This window comes from Bacillus cereus group sp. Bce041, from assembly GCF_052646455.1.
In genome coordinates, this window is the sequence record NZ_JBQXON010000001.1 from 917,416 (window position 1) to 934,204 (window position 16,789).

The following is a 16,789-nucleotide window of genomic DNA, read 5'->3' on the forward strand; positions in this document are numbered from 1 at the left end:
TTTACTCACCACATTCCTCTACTTTTTCCAATGAGAAGAAAATGCTTGTGCCTTTACCAAGCTCGCTTTCCGCCCAAATTTTCCCGCCATGTTCTTCAACAATTTGCTTCGCTATTGCTAAACCAAGTCCACTTCCACCTGTGCTAGAATTCCGCGATTGTTCTGCACGATAAAAACGTTCAAAGATATAAGGTAGCGTATCAGATTCTATACCTGATCCATTGTCCATCACTTTCACAATAACTTTATTATTATCACTCGATACTATTACAGTAATTTTCTTCTCTTCTTTATCCATGTATTTCACACTATTATGAATTAAATTTGATATAACTCTATTGATTTTTTCGCAATCAGCCGTTACATATATTGGTGATGCATGTAATTGAAAGTTAACTTCTATACCTTCTTTACTTAAATCCATTTGCATCTCTTCGATTAACTCTTGCATAAACGTATTCAATTCAACCGTTTCAAACTGAAAGGGAACTCGATTCAAATCGAGCTTTGAGAATAAAAATAATTCATCAATAAGTGTATCCATATGTCTTGCTTTCGTATGGATAGTTGTTAAATACTTATCCATTTTTTCTGGCGTATTTGCTACCCCGTCCTTTATTCCTTCTACATATCCGATAATTGATGTAATCGGTGTTTTTAAGTCATGAGAGATGTTTGAAATAAGCTCTTTTCTATTTTCTTCATACTGTGTTTGCATCTCTATCGATTCTTTTAATCTCTTCCTCATTTCCTCAAATCCTTGATTTAATTGCCCTATTTCATCGTGTGATGTAACTGGTATTTGAAAATCTAAATTTCCTTCTTTAATTTTCTCCGTTGCGCCTTTCAATACAAAAATTGGTTTTATTACACTTCTTGAAACGAGGTAACTTAATAATCCAATGAGTAAAATGGCTAGTAGTAAGAGAGATACAAATAAGATTGGAAATAATTTTTGTGTAAGATCTACAAATGAACTTTGCTTTTTTAATACAAATATACTTCCCTCTTCTTCCTGAGGAAAATAAAAATCAAACTTTACATATCGATAAAATGTATCGCCTAGTTCCGTTGTACCACGACTATTAATATTTGCTGATTCAAATTTCGGAAGGGCTTCTTTTAAAGATACACTTTCAAATACGTTTGAAGCATATGAAAGTGTTTCTCCTTTTCTTACTACTATTTTCACACCCTCTTTTTCTATTGCTGAGACAAACGACTCATCTAACAATTGAGATTGATGCTGTTTAGCTGCTGACTTCAACTCAAGATAGGCATTCTCTTCTTCTGGTGTAAGCGGCTTTTGAATATAAGAACTTTTATAGAAATTTTTCACTGCTTCCAAGTCACCTGTTATCGAAAAAACGATTAAAAATCCCGCGACTAATATAAGCGTAATGGAAACGAGGATAACAGCAATATAAGAAAATAAAAACCTTGTTTTAATAGACATATCTTAAATCCTCACTTTATCAAACCTTATTATTTATAAGCATAAAAATATATGTTCAATTACTCAAGCGATTTTATAGTAATTTTAGCGTCAGTTTATAAAAATTTAATGTTCCTATTTTACAGTTGAAATTAGGAGGTTGAAATTCCATGTTCAAAAAAACATTCAGTATGATATGTTGCGTAATTTTTTTACAAGGATGCTCGCAAGAACAAGAAGTAAAAAAGGAGATGGCAAACATGGAGACTGCACTACTAGCAGCTACTGAAAAAAATGAAACGAATACTGTTATATCTTTACTAAAACAAGGCGCAAATATAAATGCGACGGATAGTCAAGGACGCACTCCGCTTATGATTGCTACATACAAAAATGATGTAAAAACCGCAAAGGCGCTTATCAAAGCCGGTGCTGACGTAAATATTCAAGATGACATGAAAAATAATCCCTTTCTATACGCCGGTGCGGAAGGTTACTTAGACATTTTAAAACTAACAATTGATGCTGGTGCAGATCCTACGATTACAAATCGTTACGGCGGAACAGCTCTTATCCCAGCTTCAGAACATGGCTATATTGACGTCATAAAAGAACTCCTCACTCGAACAAATATTGATGTAAATCATGTAAATAATCTGGGATGGACAGCTTTAATGGAAGCCATCGTACTAAGTAACGGAAACGAAACACAGCAACAAGTCATTCGCCTTCTTATTGAGCACGGTGCAGATGTAAATATTCCAGACAATGATGGTGTTACCCCGCTAGAGCATGCTCGCGCTCATCACTTTGAGGAGATAGAGAAGATTTTGTTAGAAGGCCGTAAGTAAAAAGCTAATTTTTGCCTTCCTCCCCCACCCTATGCTACATTTAAGCCGTTACATTAATATTAATAGGGTGGGAATAAACATGAACAAACCTAAAATTGGGATGATTGGACTTGGAAGTATTGCGCAAAAGGCCTATCTTCCAACACTTACAAAAGAAACTGATTGGAATTTTGTAGGGGCGTTTACACCTAACGCAGAGAAAAGAAAACAAGTTTGCCAGCAATACCGAATTCAAGACTTTCATTCTATTGAAATGTTAGCTTCGGAATGCGATGCAATCTTCGTTCATAGTTCAACTGCATCGCATTATGAAATCGTTTCTGAACTTCTAAAAAAAGGGATCGACGTTTATGTTGATAAACCGCTAGCAGCTACAGTGGAACAAGCTGAGCAACTAGTCGAGTTAAGCGAGAAGTATAACCGAAAATTAATGGTCGGATTTAATCGCAGATTCGTTCCTATGTATGTCGCTGCCAAAGAACAGGCTAATGATATTTCATGGATTCGAATTGAAAAGCATCGTACAAATAAAGTCGGGCCATATACGTACGACTTCACTATGTTAGATGATTATTTACACATTGTAGATACCGCTCGCTGGTTAGCTAATGATGACCTTAACGCCGTTCACAATATGATGCAAATCAATGAAAAGAATGAACTTCTTTACGGACATCATACATATACAACTCCAAGTGGACTGTTACTTTCTACTGCAATGCATCGCCATGCCGGTACAAATTTAGAACAAATTGAACTTGTAACGCCAGGGAAAATCATTCGCGTAAAAAATATGAATACATTTGAAATTGAACAGGAAAACTCAGTTTCACAAAGTGGTTCCCCATCATGGGATACGACGTTAAAACAACGTGGTTTTGAAGATGCTGTTCATCATTTTATTGAGTGTGTACAAGGCGATACAAAGCCTGTTGTAGATGGATTAGAAGGATTAAAAACGCAGCAAATGCTACAATCTTTACTAGATGATGTAAACAAAAATTAAAACGGATACATTTTTCAGAATTTACTTTCATTCCCATTCCCTCTTTATTTCTCTCGTAAATTTCTATAGAATATGTTGATAGGAATTATAAATTTCATAATGAATCGTGGAAAGGATGGGATTAACACATGTGGAACGAGTTTAAAAAATTCGCTTTCAAAGGGAATGTCGTTGATTTAGCTGTCGGGGTTGTAATCGGTGCTGCATTCGGTAAAATCGTTAGTTCTTTAGTAAAAGATATCATCACACCATTACTTGGTATGGTATTAGGTGGCGTTGACTTTACAAGTTTACACTTTGGATACGGTAAATCTGCTGTTATGTATGGTAACTTCATCCAAACAATTTTTGACTTCTTAATTATCGCAGCTTCTATCTTTATGTTTGTTAAAGTTTTCAACAAACTAACATCTAAAAAAGAAGAAGAAAAAGAGGAAGAAATTCCAGAACCAACAAAAGAAGAAGAACTTCTTGGCGAAATTCGCGACTTACTAAAACAGCAAAACTCTTCTAAAGATAGAGCATAATTGAACGGATAAAAAGGCATGTCCCCTCGGGACATGCCTTTTCTATATGCTATAACGTTTCCGAATTCATATGAATAAATAAAATAATACCAGCAACCATAAGTACCATAATGCTACCTGCAAATAGTGTAATACCAATAAACATTAAACTTGTGCTCATATCTACTGATACACTTTCAATAAAAATAGAAATTACATACGTGATAAGGGCAATTCCTGCAAGAATACTTCCTGGAACAAATCGCTTTAAACCATTTTGTTTTAACGTCATATATGCAAAAATAGCAGTCATACAAAGCGTAATTATCCAAAGAACGATCATCTCTTTTCCCCCCTCACAAGCCTTTTCTTTCTATTATACATGACATTGCCCTATAATAGTTAAATTTGCACTTATGTGACATATAACAAGGAATAGCCCCATCTATAGCGAAGGCATTATAACATACACTTATACAATAAGGAGGCTTTCATTTGGAATATACTACTACATATAAATTAGAGCTATCCGAACGATTCGATTATGTTACGATTGACTTAGACAAACAGTTTTTTTACATCGAAGTTGTAAATTTACAAAGTAATATAACTGTACTAAAAATATCAATTAACTTGCAAAAAGACGAAACGATGGTAGAGGGAAATATAATTCATTATGATACTTTTCACGTAGATGCATTATTACAAGGATTGAAATATGTTGCTCGAACATGTATTGATCACAATTTAAAAAACCAAAAGGAACTGTTTGCATTTTTAGAAGAAAATTAGCTCCAACAAAAAAATGGTTATTTTTTCTTTTTATTGATATAATTGTTATATAGAAATATTCTTTATAAGGGAGTGTTCATAATGATTTGGATTTCACTAATCGTATTAGCTTATTTCATCATTCTCGTCCCAATACAGTACAACTACATTAAAATGCTCAAAGAAAAACAGAAAAAAATGAGTGTCTCACAAAACGAACTATATGACAACATGTCTTATGAAGAATCCCAAGTACATTACCATTATCAAAGTAACGTATTTATAATACCTGCTTCGCTTGTCGCAAGTATTATTTATAAAGTGAACCATGCAGCATAATATGTACGCTGTAAAATTATTGTTTGAGTCTGTTCATTCTAGTGAGCCTGATTCTACGAAAATTGATGAGTATTATGAAGAGAATCACGATACACTTTTTGAAGAAAGTATTATTCTTGTTAAAGCAAACAGTTTGGAAGAAGCTCATGCACTAGGCGAACAAATCGCTATACAGTCTGAGCATACGTACGATAATAAGTACGGCCAGCAAATAACATGGACGTTTCGAAAACTATTGCATGTGTTTGAATTAGACGATACCCCATTTGAAACTGGAAAAGAATTGTATGCAAGATTTTTACACGTTAAGAAAGACGAAATGGTAAATGCAGTCGTACAAAAATACTATCCTGAATACGAATAAAAGCTCACAGCAATCGCTGTGAGCTTTTTTATACTTACTTCGTTGAATCTCTAAATTGGATACGGTGAGGTAAGATAACAGTGTGATCTTCCACTTTTTCTTTGTTCATATACTTTGTTAATAGACGCATTGCTACTGCACCGATATCATACATCGGTTGAACAACTGTTGAAAGCTGCGGACGAACCATTAATGCAAGGCGTGTATTATCGAAACCAAGTACTTCTACGTCAGTTGGTACGTTTAATCCAGCGTCTTGTGCTGCATGGATTACACCTAGTGCCATTTCATCAGAAGATACGAAGATTGCTGTTGGCTTTTCATCATTGCTCCAAAGCTTTTCGAATGCTTCGATACCTGAGTCATATGTGTAATCTCCATCGATTACAAGATTTTCATCATATGAAATACCTGCTTCTTCTAAAGCTTTTTTATAACCTTGTAACTTCTTCGCGCTTCCCGCTTTATCAATGAAAGGACCAGAGACGAAACCGATACGTTTATGTCCTTGCTCGATAAAGTGCTTCATTGCATCATAAGCTGCTTGTGTATAATCAATATTTACTGATGGCGTTTCATTTTGCTCATCAAATGATGCTGCTAATACAATTGGTACTGGAGATTTTTTAAATTCTTCAATGTGAATGTCTGTAATATCTTCACCCATGAAAACAATTCCGTCCACTTGTTTTCCAAGCATCGTATTTAATAAATGGAACTCTTTCTCTTTGTTTTGGTCAGAGTTACTTAAAATGATGTTATATTTGTACATTGTTGCGATATCTTCAATTCCACGAGCTAGTTCTGCATAAAACGTATTTGAGATATCAGGAATAATAACACCTACTGTAGTTGTCTTCTTACTTGCTAGTCCACGTGCTACCGCATTTGGGCGGTATCCTAAACGATCAATTGCTTCTAATACTTTCTTTCTTGTTGTAGGCTTTACATTTGGGTTACCGTTCACAACGCGTGATACGGTAGCCATTGAAACGTTCGCTTCACGCGCTACATCATATATTGTTACGTTCATCTCATCGCACACTCCTTCTATTTTTGTTATCTATTTTTATGTATCGGTTACTTGAATGAAAAAAAGACATCAACTCTATTTGCAGATGCCACCAATCGTCCCGAGTTCTTCCTTTTACTAATGATACGATAAAAACGCAGGCTCATACAATATTTTCCCGCAAAAGTTTCGAAAAAATTCGCTTCTTTTCTCGTATTTTCGTATTTTTTATGAAAAAAGGGCATTTTTTGTAAAAAAATAGATGTTTCCTTAGTAGAAATCTTATTTTAAGCAGTACGATAGTAAATGAAATTTATATCGGCGATTTTTCGAATATATCGACTGTAACTCGAAATATATCAGCGATTTTCCAAATATATCGACCGCAACTCTAATTATATCAGCGATTTTTTAAATATATCAACTTACCAACAAAAATCGACAATGACAGTCGCTATACAATAGGAGAAAGCTGTTCCAAAATGCCTTTTTGGAACAGCTCATTAAAAGTTTTTATAATTTACTTCCAAATGATTTTAATTCATTCATAAAATCATTGAACTGCGGTATATTCATTTGTTGCGCTGCATCAGATAAAGCTACAGCTGGATCGGGATGTACTTCAGCCATAATTGCGTCTGCACCAATTGCCATCGCTGCTTTTGCAGTTGGTAAGAGAAGGTCACGTCGCCCTGTAGAATGCGTTACATCGACAACGACAGGTAAATGTGTTTCTTTCTTTAAAATCGGCACAGCGGAAATATCAAGCGTATTACGCGTCGCTCTTTCATACGTGCGAATACCTCGTTCACATAAAATAATGTTCCCATTTCCCTTTGCCATAATATATTCTGCCGCATTAATGAATTCTTCAATCGTTGCTGATAGACCACGTTTTAATAATACTGGTTTATTCACAGCACCAGCTGCCCTTAGCAAATCAAAGTTTTGCATATTGCGAGCGCCAATTTGAATAACATCAACGTAATCTAATGACATCTCAATATCATTCGGATTTAAAATTTCACTAATAACAGCCAAATCATATTCATCTGCTACCTGGCGCAAAATTTGTAATCCCTCTAATCCAAGACCTTGAAAATCATACGGTGAAGTACGTGGTTTAAACGCACCACCACGCATTAATTTCAGACCTTGCCCTTTCATTGCTTCAGCAACTTGACGTACTTGTTCATAACTTTCCACTGCACACGGTCCCATAATAAAATGCTGATTTCCGTCACCAATTTTTTCACCATTAATTTCAACAATCGTATCTTCTGTTTTTTTCTTACGAGAAACAAGTAATGCTTTACGATGATCGTCTTCTTGTAATTCTAAACCAGCTTGAAAAATTTGTTTGAAAATATGTTGTAAAGTCGAAGTTTCAAATGGACCATTATTATTCTCTGCAATTAAATCCAGCATATTTCTTTCACGTACAGGATCAAAACGTTTCACACCTTGTACTTCTTTTAAATTACCAACTTCTTGTACGAGACGACCTCTTTCGTTTAGTAACTCTAATATTTGTAAATTAAGTTGATCAATTTCAGAACGTAAACGACCTAATTGTTGTGATGCCATAAGAAAGCCACCTCTTTCAAATTCCTATATGTTACTTTTTTAAGATAATTTATTATAGCTGATACATATACGATTGTCACACGATATACAGCAAGGAATTACTATCAAAAAACATTATATATTTTCATTTAAAATAAAAAAAAGACAGTTTACATACTGTCTTTTTTTACAAGAAGGAAACAAACGGTTTATCACTGTTTTTCTCTTTTATAATAACGGCCTCAATTTTACTCTCGGACTTGATCTGTAATTGTACTTTCGCATCTTTAGGCAATTTGTCTAACATGCCTTGAGCAGCCAATTGGGTAAGAGCCATTAATTCTGTTTTACCGTTATATTTAATAACAATATTCATATTTAATGTATCCATTTGATCTTTCTTATAAGAAACTTTAGCGTTGACTGGAATAAAATCTCCATTAGAAAAACCTTTTATTTCCTTAGCAAAGTTATTTATTTTTGTATTATCTTCTCCATGTGCTTGTGTAAATTCATCAGAAGGATATGAATACGACTTTTCATCGATCGTACTCCAATTTCCAAGGTTCGTATCATTCTTTTGAACAGTAGCACTAGCAATATACGTACCATTTTTTAAAGAACTTGTACTTTCTTGCTTAAAGATAGCAAACGTAATTGGAGATTTGTTATATTTATCATTTTTGTTAATAGCTTCAATAAGTTGTTTAGCAACTTCAGTCCCTTTAGACATAGCCTCTTCATTCGATACACTTGAAGACATAGCTAAGCCAATCATAACACCAGATAAACTTAATTCATTTGAATTCTGTTTTCCGAAATAATCTTGTTCTATAATATTTGTCAAAACTGGCGCTTCTACTTTCGCAACTAGTTCATCAATTAGTTTCTCTGGAATATACTGGTTTAATTGCAGTACGTGACTCTCTGTATCAAATTGCTGCGTTGCAATATTTATTAAACCATTTTCATACTCTGCTAAATCTAATTTAGAATTTGTTTTTATATTAGCTGTATTAATAACCTTTTGTTCTTTTAAAGGAATAACAGTTCTATAATAATCTTTAGAAACAGCAGTTCTCGGAATCATACTTTTTTCTTTTGTATCTTTTTGTATAACTTCATCCTTCTTACTAATCGTATTACTATTGTTACTACAAGCTCCCAGTAATAAACTTACGACTGCGAAGGATAATGCCATTTTCTTCATTACTTAAAACCTACTTTCAACAATCTAGTTATTTAGTTTGAACTATTAATAGTGTACCACTAAATATATTTCAACAAAAACAAAAAAAAGAAGCAAGCACCTTTAGCTTGCTTCTTTTTACTTTATATTCTCTTCTAAAGCATCTTTTTTAATATTCCAATGAGATGTATTCCATACTACCATCCCATCTTTTATGTATAACACTTGCGGTGATTCATGTCTAATACTGTATTGTTCTGCAACACGATTTGACACATCTCTCGCATCTTGTACGTATAAGTAATACGCTGGTACTTCTCTTTCTTCGCTGCAATACGCTTGAAATTCTGTGTATGCACCGTGACTAATTGGGCATGTCGTACTGTGTTTAAAAAGAACATACGGCTCGTTCTTTTCTACTAAGACTTCAAGCTCTTCAATTGTTTCAAGTTTTGTCATATTCATCACGATTCACCTCTCATACGAAATCTAGAGCGTTTCTCTTTCTTTTCAGCTTTTTTCTCAATTCTTTCTAATTTACGCTCTTCTTTTTCAACCTTCTTCTCTTGTCTCGACGCACGGTAATGATTGTATACTTCAATCGCCGCACTGCTCCACTGTACAACTTGCGCTACTTTATCAGCGTTATTTTCAATTTCGTCCGTTACAGAGTCTGATACATTACGAAGCTTCGTATTTAAAGATTGGATTGTCGTTCCAATCCCATCTACACCCGCTACCACTTTATTTAATGACTGTGACTTCTGTTGAATATCATCAGCTAACGCATTCGTTTTATGTAATAATTGCTCTGTCTCTACGCTAATTCCTTGCATTTGTTTTTCTAAACCTTCTAACGTGCTTGCAACGTTTTCTAACGTCTTCTGAACCGATAACAACGTTCTACATACATACACTACTAATACTGCGAAAGCAACCGCGATAATAGCCGCACTTACATATAAAAGAACTTGCATTTCATCACTTCCTTTATCTTTTTCATACTTTCCCCTATTATACAATCATTTTCCGTTTCATTCTAATCCCTATCTCATCATTAGAATTTTCATACTTATTCGTTAACTGTAACATAAATCATTCAACAAATTCCACTAAGTAGGTTACAATAGGAGAGGATACATAATTAGTAGGGAGGCTTTACATATGAAAGATCCACGTATTGAAAAGTTAGCATACAATTTAATTAACTACTCTATCCGCTTACAAAAAGGTGAAAAAGTATTAATTGAAAACTTTGGCTTACAAAAAGAACTTGTAACTGCACTTGTAAAAGAAGCATATGCAGCTGGTGGTTTCCCATTCGTCTCTTTAAAAGATCATCAAGTAGATCGCTCTTTATTAATGGGTGCTACTGAAGAACATTTCGAACAAATCGCTGCATATGAAGCAAGCGTAATGAAAGACATGGACGCTTATATCGGCCTTCGCTCTGGCGATAATATTAATGAACAAGCTGACGTTCCAAGTGAGCGTATGAAAGTTCATGGCCAAACAGTTGGTAAAAAAGTTCATAGAGACATTCGCGTTCCAAAAACACGCTGGGTTGTTCTTCGCTACCCAAATGCTTCTATGGCACAGCTTGCTAAAATGAGTACAGAAGCTTTCGAAGACTTCTACTTTGAAGTATGTAACTTAGACTACGGTAAAATGGATAAGGCGATGGACAGCCTTGTTACATTAATGAATAAAACAGATAAAGTTCGTTTAACTGGTCCTGGAACTGACTTAACATTCTCTATTAAAGACATTCCAGCAATTAAATGCTCCGGTCATTTAAACATTCCAGACGGTGAAGTATACTCTGCACCAGTTCGTGATTCTGTTAACGGTACAGTTTCTTACAACACACCATCTCCTTACAACGGTTATACATTTGAAAATGTACAACTTAAGTTCGAGAACGGCCAAATCGTTGAAGCAACTGCAAACGATTCAGAACGCATTAACAAAATCTTCGATACAGACGAAGGCGCACGCTACGTTGGTGAGTTCGCAATCGGCGTAAACCCATACATCTTACATCCAATGGGAGACATCCTATTCGATGAAAAAATCGATGGCAGCTTCCACTTCACTCCTGGACAAGCTTACGACGATGCATGGAACGGTAACAACTCGAACATTCACTGGGATTTAGTATGCATCCAACGCCCTGAATACGGCGGCGGCGAAATTTACTTCGACGACGTACTCATCCGTAAAGACGGACGCTTCGTTGTAGCTGAATTAGAAGCTTTAAATCCAGAGAACTTAAAATAATGAAAAACGCCCGGAATTATGTTAACGGGTTCGGTTTTGAGGTACAAAATCAGAAAAAGCAATGCAAAAAACAACTGATTTAGCTTGAATTTTGTACCTAAACTAATACATTTAATAGCATAGAAAAAAGCATCAATTTCAGATGCTTTTTTCTGTTTTCAAGACAACATAACAAGATGTCTTTTTAATCCTCTATACGTTTGTTTTTATCAGGTCCTTGAGAATAACAGTCGTCATTTTGTTCAAAACCTTCTGGTTCCCAATTCTCCTCTGGGTAGCCATTCTTTTCAAAAATATCTCTTAAATACCGTATAGCTTCTGCCCATTTCACGAACTCTTTATATTCGAAAGGAGGTTGTCCTTCATCATTCCATACTGCCCAATTTTTATTAGGTAATTGGGTTGCAAACCATTCTGCATCGGGAGGGATAATGAATATGTGAAAGGAATTGTCCATTAACTCATTCCAAGTAGAATATCCAAGACTTTGGCTAAACTTTTCCAAATCGCTAAAAAATAGTTTTTTTATTATTTTTTTCATTGTGTTCATCTCAATCCCCCTTCTTTTTGAAAGAAATGATTTTCTTAAATAGATAATATCATTTAACTCATATTTTTTTCTACTTATACGAAGCCTCTGAGCAGGTGTAGCAACAATATCGGAATCTATTTTAGCATGATTTCCAAACATATGATATTGGCTATTGTCAATACGTTAATTACCAATAAACCTTATTAAATCAACAAAAACAAAAGGTTCAAATCATATACGATTTGAACCCAAAATTATTACCCTATTTAAGTTATTGTACTCCTAATCCGAACCCGTTAGAATTATATCCGAGCGTTTTTTTATTATCCTCACTCTATATCGAGCTACTGTTCTTACTTTTTGTTTGCTGAAAATGAAAATAATATAAAAGTGCCACTGCGATAGTACCTATTAATATTGGTACATATAAAGGCAGGTTCCATTTCATATTTATCCTAGTGCAGATAGCAAACACCAGCATAATTTCCAAGCAAAAAAAAGGTTTTATATATTTCATTTCTTCCCTACCATTTCTATTTTCACATGTGGATTTTCTTTCTCTATAAGCGCCAAGAATTCATCCATATTTTGCGGCATCGCAACCATATGTACTTTATATGCATTCGTCGTAATTTCAAGAGACTTTCCGACCTGACGTATAATTCTCACATCTTTTAATACAATATCATCATTTAAAATACCGTACTTTAATACGCCATTTTCTACTTTATGTTTTTTAATAAATACTTCCCAAACGAGTGGTACATTTACAATGAAGCATAAACCCATCCCAATCAACGCTGACATCCAATGCGCTTTATTAGTGAAAAGCATGACAATTGGATATATAAACATAAAAACTAACGTAAGGCAAACGAAAATGACTACTGACTTACTTCTTTGAATTGGAAAGTTCATACCTACACCCCCCTAATCCAAATTATACCACTATTTCCATTTTAGTTCATAGAAAAAGGCCATTTCTAAATGACCTTTTACACAATGTACCTATAAAATTTCTTATCTACCTGTAGCACCGGAAAGTTTTTCGGCAACTCGTCTATACTCACACTTTGAAAACCATTCTTTTCATAAAAACGATGTGCCGCTAAAAATTTTACTGTTGTTCCTAAGTAAATATCTTTCAATTTTTTATCCTCAGCCCATGAAATTGCTGTTTGAAGCAACATATGTGATGCGCCCCATTCTTTTCCGCGAAACTCTTTTTGTACGAACATTTTTCTTAGCGCTACTTGATGATTCTCAATATCTAATAAAGCTACTGTTCCAACTACTTTACCATCATAAATTGCTACCCAAAAGTTTCCGTGATCCTTTTGATAGAATGTTTCTATTTCAAGTAAATCAGGTTGCTCTTCTTTCGTAATTGAAACATTATACTCTTTTTGCTGAATATGAACGATAAGATCTACTACTTCCTCTTGAAACGTACTTTCATATGGAACAATACGAATCTTCTCGTTCATCGAATCTCTTTCCATTCTGAAGCTAGTAAACTATATACAGCGATATCATGAAAATGATCATATAGCCATTCTTCATCTCGTAAAATACCATCTAACTTAAATCCTAAACGTTCTGGAATTGCGCGGCTTTTCGCATTTCCAACACCGCACCGAATTTCAATTTTATTCAGCTTTAAATTTTCAAATGCATAGTGAAGTACAGCCTTTACGCTACGCGTCATAATACCTTTCCCGCCAGCATCTTCTGCAAGATAATACCCAAGACTCGTCGCTTTCTTCCCCCAGCTCACTGGATGAATGCCTACCATCCCAACGAGCTTTCCTTTGTAACGTATACCACTTTCAAAACCGTCTCCCTCTGCAAACTTCTTTAACCACATCGGAAAAATTTCATCATAAGCATCAGCAGATTTTGTCCCATCTACCCAAGGGAGCCATTTCCGTAAATGATTACGGTTTTGATCTAATAATTGATATAATTCCTCTTTATGATGTTTTTCTAGTAATTGTAGTTCGATTTCGTCATCTACTCGGAGTGTGAACATGTTTTTTAGTCCCCTTTTTAGTTTTCTTATTATTCTAACATTTATATTTCAAAACGCGTACCAATATATCAACGATTTTTGAAATATATCGAACACAACTCCATATATATCGACGTTTCAACATTAATGCACAACCACGACAACACAAAAAAGACGCACAGCCAAGCTATGCGTCTTTTCTATTATTTCTCTGCAACTTGAACTTCTTTTACGTAAGCCGCTTCGAATTTTTGGATGTCACCTGCGCCCATGAAAATTAGAACGCCGTTTTTATGTTTCTTTAATACATCCGTTGTTGTATCTGTAATTAATTCTGCACCGTCAATACGCTTTTGCAGATCTTCGATTGTTAATTCACCTTTGTTTTCACGTGCTGATCCGAAAATATCACATAAGTATACTTGGTCAGCTTTGCTTAGGCTTTCTGCGAACTCATCTAAGAACTTTTCTGTACGTGAGAATGTATGTGGCTGGAATACAGCGACAATTTCACGCTCTGGATGTTTTTGACGAGCAGCTTCAATCGTTGCATTAATCTCTGTCGGATGGTGTGCGTAGTCATCGATGATTACTTGCTCTCCCATCGGCTTTTCATTAAAGCGACGTTTTACGCCTTCAAAAGTTGTTAATTGATGTTTTACTGCTTCTACATCAACATTTTCATAATGGCAAAGCGCGATTACTGCTAACGCATTTAATACGCTGTGATTGCCGTATCCTGTAATTTTGAACGTATCATAGTACGTGTTACGAACGAATACATCAAATATCGTACCATCTGTTCTCTTTTGAATGTTGCGTGCTTGGAAATCATTATCTTCTCCAAATCCATAGAAAATAACAGGTACTTTCGCTTGAATTTTTTGAAGTTCTTCATCATCTCCACATGCAATAATGCCTTTTTTCACTTGCAATGCCATCTCTTGGAATGCACTGAATACATCATTGATGTCTGCAAAATAATCTGGATGATCAAAATCAATATTCGTCATAATTGCATAGTCTGGATTATAAGACAAGAAATGACGACGATACTCACAAGCTTCAAATACAAAATACTTACTATTTTCTACCCCATGCCCTGTTCCATCTCCAATAAGATAAGATGTTGGGTGTGCACCTTGCATTACATGGGCTAACAAACCTGTTGTTGATGTTTTTCCGTGTGCACCAGTTACAGCAACACTTGTGTATTGGCTCATCAGGTCACCTAAGAAATGATGGTAACGATGGACTGGGATGTTTAATTCTTTTGCTGCTACGATTTCTTCATGCGTATCAGGAAATGCATTTCCTGCAATAATCACTTGTCCTTCTTCTACATTATTCTTATCAAAAGGAAGGATCGAGATACTACGCTTTTCCAACGCTGTTTGTGTAAAGAAACGCTTTTCATAATCAGACCCTTGAACAGTATGCTTCATATCATGAAGAATTTGCGCTAATGAACTCATTCCTGTTCCTTTAATTCCTACAAAATGGTAAACTGTCATCTTAAAGAACCTCCAACATTTCGAACTAATACAACGGCCTATCTATAAGACAGTATATGAATCTTTTCTTATTTTGGTAATCATCATACATTTTTGATGTAGTGAAGTTATTCTTTCCCTTCACTTATCAGGATAAACTCGTACGTACTTCTTTATATGTCCATAATAAGTCCATTATAGCAAAAAAGAAGCCGCTATACTATGATAACAGAAAAACTGATAGGGTCAATCACCTATCAGTTTTTCTCTCTTTTACATCTCTTCTCTTTTTTCTAATTGAACACGCTCTAAACGTGGGTTTGGACGATATTTACGACCAGCTTTTGCTTCTGGTTTCCCATTTAGTTCTACATTATCACCAGTAAAGCCAATATTCATTTTTAATAAGCTACTTCCTACCCCGTATATGTCAACAGGTACGTTTTGAGCTTCAAATTCACGAATACGCTTCTCATCAAATCCACCAGTTACAACGATGTCTACATGCTGGAATCCTTCTTCATCAAGTGCTTTACGAAGTGCGAATACAAGCGATGGGTTTACACCACGTGGATCGAATGTTCCAAGTACTTCTGGGTGGCGAATAAAGTATTGATCAATCATCGTGCGGGACGTATCTACACGTACACCTTTTAATGTTGATCCAAATTCACGCGCTACACGAAGTGCATCTGTAATAACATCATTATTGTAATCAATTAGTACAACTAATTCATCTTCTGGGAATTTCTTATGATATGCTTTTGCCGCTTCCACAACATCACCATTAAACATTTGAATTAATGCGTGAGGCATCGTCCCCATACCACTTTTGCCCCACCATTCATTCATCGCATGCGTCGCTTGTGCGCTCATACCTCCGATGTATGCTGCATAACCGTCACCAGCTTGTTGTGTATAATGATCATCACGGTCTCCCATGAAAATAACTGGTTTTTCTTTATCTACGCTACGCGCAGCTTGGACAACGTTATATACGTTTGTCGCAACCGATGTACGACGAGCTAAAATCCCATCAATGACACCTTCTAAAAATCCGAAATTTTCATAAGGACCATGAATTGTTAACACTGTTTCAAATGGACTAATTTTATCGCCATCTTTTAAAGAGTTAATTTCAAGTTCCTCAGGATTTTTAGCGAATGTTTGTAGCAATGCAATTACTTCATCCGTTCCGCAAAGAACTGCATTTTCCTTTTGGAAAAATTGCATCGTTACAACACTTTTCGGGCGAAATTCTTCGATGATTTCTCTAGTTTTTAAAAAGTAAACGGCAGAGAACCAACCTTCTCCAACACGTTCGTCAAATTTAAATGTTTTATTTGTTAGTCTATTTATTTCACCTTTTAATTTTAATTCAATTTCTTTCATGTCGCTTTACTCCCTACTTTACTATCCAACATTTTCTCTTAG

The 16,789-nt window shown here is 35.1% G+C and carries 21 protein-coding genes; 7 read left to right on the forward strand and 14 right to left on the reverse strand.

Going from position 1 to position 16,789, the window contains the following annotated elements; genetic code table 11:
* Position 1: 1 nt before the first annotated feature.
* Entirely contained in the window at positions 2-1,456 is a 1,455-nt protein-coding gene (locus ACUN13_RS04820; RefSeq protein WP_445423700.1) for an ATP-binding protein, read from the reverse strand.
* 149 nt (positions 1,457-1,605) lie between these two features.
* Between ACUN13_RS04820 and ACUN13_RS04825 the strand changes: the two genes are divergently transcribed.
* The 3 genes from ACUN13_RS04825 (at position 1,606) to mscL (ending at position 3,819) form a co-directional block, all read left to right on the forward strand.
* On the forward strand, positions 1,606-2,286 hold the full coding sequence (locus tag ACUN13_RS04825; protein WP_000474105.1) for an ankyrin repeat domain-containing protein: 681 nt from the start codon (positions 1,606-1,608) through the stop codon (positions 2,284-2,286).
* Positions 2,287-2,365: 79 nt separating this feature from the next.
* Entirely contained in the window at positions 2,366-3,292 is a 927-nt protein-coding gene (locus ACUN13_RS04830) for a Gfo/Idh/MocA family protein (protein ID WP_001039693.1), read from the forward strand.
* Between the two features lie 128 nt (positions 3,293-3,420).
* Positions 3,421-3,819: a large conductance mechanosensitive channel protein MscL gene (gene mscL / locus ACUN13_RS04835; protein WP_000267011.1), complete on the forward strand. Its 399-nt coding sequence runs from the start codon at positions 3,421-3,423 to the stop codon at positions 3,817-3,819.
* Between the two features lie 49 nt (positions 3,820-3,868).
* On the opposite strand, the gene ACUN13_RS04840 is transcribed toward mscL, so the two are convergent.
* Positions 3,869-4,141, reverse strand: coding sequence for a DUF3917 domain-containing protein (locus ACUN13_RS04840; RefSeq protein ID WP_000636589.1), 273 nt, complete (start codon positions 4,139-4,141; stop codon positions 3,869-3,871).
* A 152-nt stretch (positions 4,142-4,293) separates the two neighbouring features.
* Here ACUN13_RS04840 and dhp61 point away from each other — a divergent pair, with 152 nt between their 5' ends.
* The 3 genes from dhp61 to ACUN13_RS04855 all read left to right on the forward strand — a co-directional run bounded on the left by dhp61 (position 4,294) and on the right by ACUN13_RS04855 (position 5,272).
* A complete protein-coding gene (gene dhp61 / locus ACUN13_RS04845) occupies positions 4,294-4,590 on the forward strand; it encodes a protein Dhp61 (RefSeq protein WP_000456864.1) in 297 nt (98 codons plus the stop codon).
* An 81-nt stretch (positions 4,591-4,671) separates the two neighbouring features.
* Entirely contained in the window at positions 4,672-4,908 is a 237-nt protein-coding gene (locus ACUN13_RS04850; protein ID WP_445423701.1) for a DUF3949 domain-containing protein, read from the forward strand.
* Position 4,909: 1 nt separating this feature from the next.
* A complete protein-coding gene (locus ACUN13_RS04855) occupies positions 4,910-5,272 on the forward strand; it encodes a DUF4288 domain-containing protein (protein ID WP_002164415.1) in 363 nt (120 codons plus the stop codon).
* A 34-nt stretch (positions 5,273-5,306) separates the two neighbouring features.
* On the opposite strand, the gene ccpA is transcribed toward ACUN13_RS04855, so the two are convergent.
* From ccpA to ACUN13_RS04880, 5 genes are all read right to left on the reverse strand, one after another.
* Positions 5,307-6,305: a catabolite control protein A gene (gene ccpA / locus ACUN13_RS04860; RefSeq protein ID WP_001103297.1), complete on the reverse strand. Its 999-nt coding sequence runs from the start codon at positions 6,303-6,305 to the stop codon at positions 5,307-5,309.
* 492 nt (positions 6,306-6,797) lie between these two features.
* Positions 6,798-7,871, reverse strand: a complete 1,074-nt coding sequence (locus ACUN13_RS04865) for a bifunctional 3-deoxy-7-phosphoheptulonate synthase/chorismate mutase (protein WP_000168209.1) — start codon at positions 7,869-7,871, stop codon at positions 6,798-6,800.
* A gap of 166 nt (positions 7,872-8,037) precedes the next feature.
* Positions 8,038-9,060: a CamS family sex pheromone protein gene (locus tag ACUN13_RS04870; protein WP_000738025.1), complete on the reverse strand. Its 1,023-nt coding sequence runs from the start codon at positions 9,058-9,060 to the stop codon at positions 8,038-8,040.
* A gap of 117 nt (positions 9,061-9,177) precedes the next feature.
* Positions 9,178-9,504 (reverse strand): bacillithiol system redox-active protein YtxJ, encoded by a 327-nt coding sequence (gene ytxJ / locus ACUN13_RS04875; RefSeq protein WP_001057469.1) that lies wholly within the window; start codon positions 9,502-9,504, stop codon positions 9,178-9,180.
* Complete coding sequence (locus ACUN13_RS04880; protein WP_001197720.1) at positions 9,504-10,016, reverse strand: DUF948 domain-containing protein; 513 nt, start codon at positions 10,014-10,016, stop codon at positions 9,504-9,506. Before ACUN13_RS04880 ends, ytxJ begins: the two co-directional genes overlap by 1 nt.
* Positions 10,017-10,203: 187 nt before the next feature.
* Between ACUN13_RS04880 and ACUN13_RS04885 the strand changes: the two genes are divergently transcribed.
* Complete coding sequence (locus ACUN13_RS04885; RefSeq protein WP_000654727.1) at positions 10,204-11,319, forward strand: aminopeptidase; 1,116 nt, start codon at positions 10,204-10,206, stop codon at positions 11,317-11,319.
* A gap of 184 nt (positions 11,320-11,503) precedes the next feature.
* Here the strand turns inward: ACUN13_RS04885 and ACUN13_RS04890 are convergent, their stop codons facing one another.
* The 7 genes from ACUN13_RS04890 to ACUN13_RS04920 all read right to left on the reverse strand — a co-directional run bounded on the left by ACUN13_RS04890 (position 11,504) and on the right by ACUN13_RS04920 (position 16,747).
* Positions 11,504-11,869, reverse strand: a complete 366-nt coding sequence (locus tag ACUN13_RS04890) for a hypothetical protein (RefSeq protein ID WP_025689105.1) — start codon at positions 11,867-11,869, stop codon at positions 11,504-11,506.
* A gap of 316 nt (positions 11,870-12,185) precedes the next feature.
* Entirely contained in the window at positions 12,186-12,368 is a 183-nt protein-coding gene (locus tag ACUN13_RS04895; protein ID WP_088344510.1) for a hypothetical protein, read from the reverse strand.
* Positions 12,365-12,769, reverse strand: coding sequence for a PH domain-containing protein (locus ACUN13_RS04900; protein ID WP_001010643.1), 405 nt, complete (start codon positions 12,767-12,769; stop codon positions 12,365-12,367). Before ACUN13_RS04900 ends, ACUN13_RS04895 begins: the two co-directional genes overlap by 4 nt.
* A gap of 77 nt (positions 12,770-12,846) precedes the next feature.
* Entirely contained in the window at positions 12,847-13,338 is a 492-nt protein-coding gene (locus tag ACUN13_RS04905; RefSeq protein WP_001003163.1) for a GNAT family N-acetyltransferase, read from the reverse strand.
* The gene (locus tag ACUN13_RS04910) at positions 13,335-13,883 is read right to left on the reverse strand and encodes a GNAT family N-acetyltransferase (RefSeq protein ID WP_000494681.1); all 549 of its coding nucleotides are present in this window, start codon (positions 13,881-13,883) and stop codon (positions 13,335-13,337) included. Before ACUN13_RS04910 ends, ACUN13_RS04905 begins: the two co-directional genes overlap by 4 nt.
* A 182-nt stretch (positions 13,884-14,065) precedes the next feature.
* A complete protein-coding gene (gene murC / locus ACUN13_RS04915) occupies positions 14,066-15,376 on the reverse strand; it encodes a UDP-N-acetylmuramate--L-alanine ligase (protein ID WP_000219468.1) in 1,311 nt (436 codons plus the stop codon).
* Between the two features lie 252 nt (positions 15,377-15,628).
* Complete coding sequence (locus ACUN13_RS04920) at positions 15,629-16,747, reverse strand: nicotinate phosphoribosyltransferase (protein ID WP_000658370.1); 1,119 nt, start codon at positions 16,745-16,747, stop codon at positions 15,629-15,631.
* Positions 16,748-16,789 lie beyond the last annotated feature (42 nt).

Coding starts and splice junctions, on each gene's coding strand:
- ACUN13_RS04820 (WP_445423700.1), bottom strand. CDS start 1,456: ATGTCTATTAAAACAAGGTTTTTATTTTCTTATATTGCTGTTATCCTC.
- ACUN13_RS04825 (WP_000474105.1), top strand. CDS start 1,606: ATGTTCAAAAAAACATTCAGTATGATATGTTGCGTAATTTTTTTACAA.
- ACUN13_RS04830 (WP_001039693.1), top strand. CDS start 2,366: ATGAACAAACCTAAAATTGGGATGATTGGACTTGGAAGTATTGCGCAA.
- mscL (WP_000267011.1), top strand. CDS start 3,421: ATGTGGAACGAGTTTAAAAAATTCGCTTTCAAAGGGAATGTCGTTGAT.
- ACUN13_RS04840 (WP_000636589.1), bottom strand. CDS start 4,141: ATGATCGTTCTTTGGATAATTACGCTTTGTATGACTGCTATTTTTGCA.
- ACUN13_RS04850 (WP_445423701.1), top strand. CDS start 4,672: ATGATTTGGATTTCACTAATCGTATTAGCTTATTTCATCATTCTCGTC.
- ACUN13_RS04855 (WP_002164415.1), top strand. CDS start 4,910: ATGTACGCTGTAAAATTATTGTTTGAGTCTGTTCATTCTAGTGAGCCT.
- ccpA (WP_001103297.1), bottom strand. CDS start 6,305: ATGAACGTAACAATATATGATGTAGCGCGTGAAGCGAACGTTTCAATG.
- ACUN13_RS04865 (WP_000168209.1), bottom strand. CDS start 7,871: ATGGCATCACAACAATTAGGTCGTTTACGTTCTGAAATTGATCAACTT.
- ACUN13_RS04870 (WP_000738025.1), bottom strand. CDS start 9,060: ATGAAGAAAATGGCATTATCCTTCGCAGTCGTAAGTTTATTACTGGGA.
- ytxJ (WP_001057469.1), bottom strand. CDS start 9,504: ATGAATATGACAAAACTTGAAACAATTGAAGAGCTTGAAGTCTTAGTA.
- ACUN13_RS04880 (WP_001197720.1), bottom strand. CDS start 10,016: ATGCAAGTTCTTTTATATGTAAGTGCGGCTATTATCGCGGTTGCTTTC.
- ACUN13_RS04885 (WP_000654727.1), top strand. CDS start 10,204: ATGAAAGATCCACGTATTGAAAAGTTAGCATACAATTTAATTAACTAC.
- ACUN13_RS04890 (WP_025689105.1), bottom strand. CDS start 11,869: ATGAACACAATGAAAAAAATAATAAAAAAACTATTTTTTAGCGATTTG.
- ACUN13_RS04895 (WP_088344510.1), bottom strand. CDS start 12,368: ATGAAATATATAAAACCTTTTTTTTGCTTGGAAATTATGCTGGTGTTT.
- ACUN13_RS04900 (WP_001010643.1), bottom strand. CDS start 12,769: ATGAACTTTCCAATTCAAAGAAGTAAGTCAGTAGTCATTTTCGTTTGC.
- ACUN13_RS04905 (WP_001003163.1), bottom strand. CDS start 13,338: ATGAACGAGAAGATTCGTATTGTTCCATATGAAAGTACGTTTCAAGAG.
- ACUN13_RS04910 (WP_000494681.1), bottom strand. CDS start 13,883: ATGTTCACACTCCGAGTAGATGACGAAATCGAACTACAATTACTAGAA.
- murC (WP_000219468.1), bottom strand. CDS start 15,376: ATGACAGTTTACCATTTTGTAGGAATTAAAGGAACAGGAATGAGTTCA.
- ACUN13_RS04920 (WP_000658370.1), bottom strand. CDS start 16,747: ATGAAAGAAATTGAATTAAAATTAAAAGGTGAAATAAATAGACTAACA.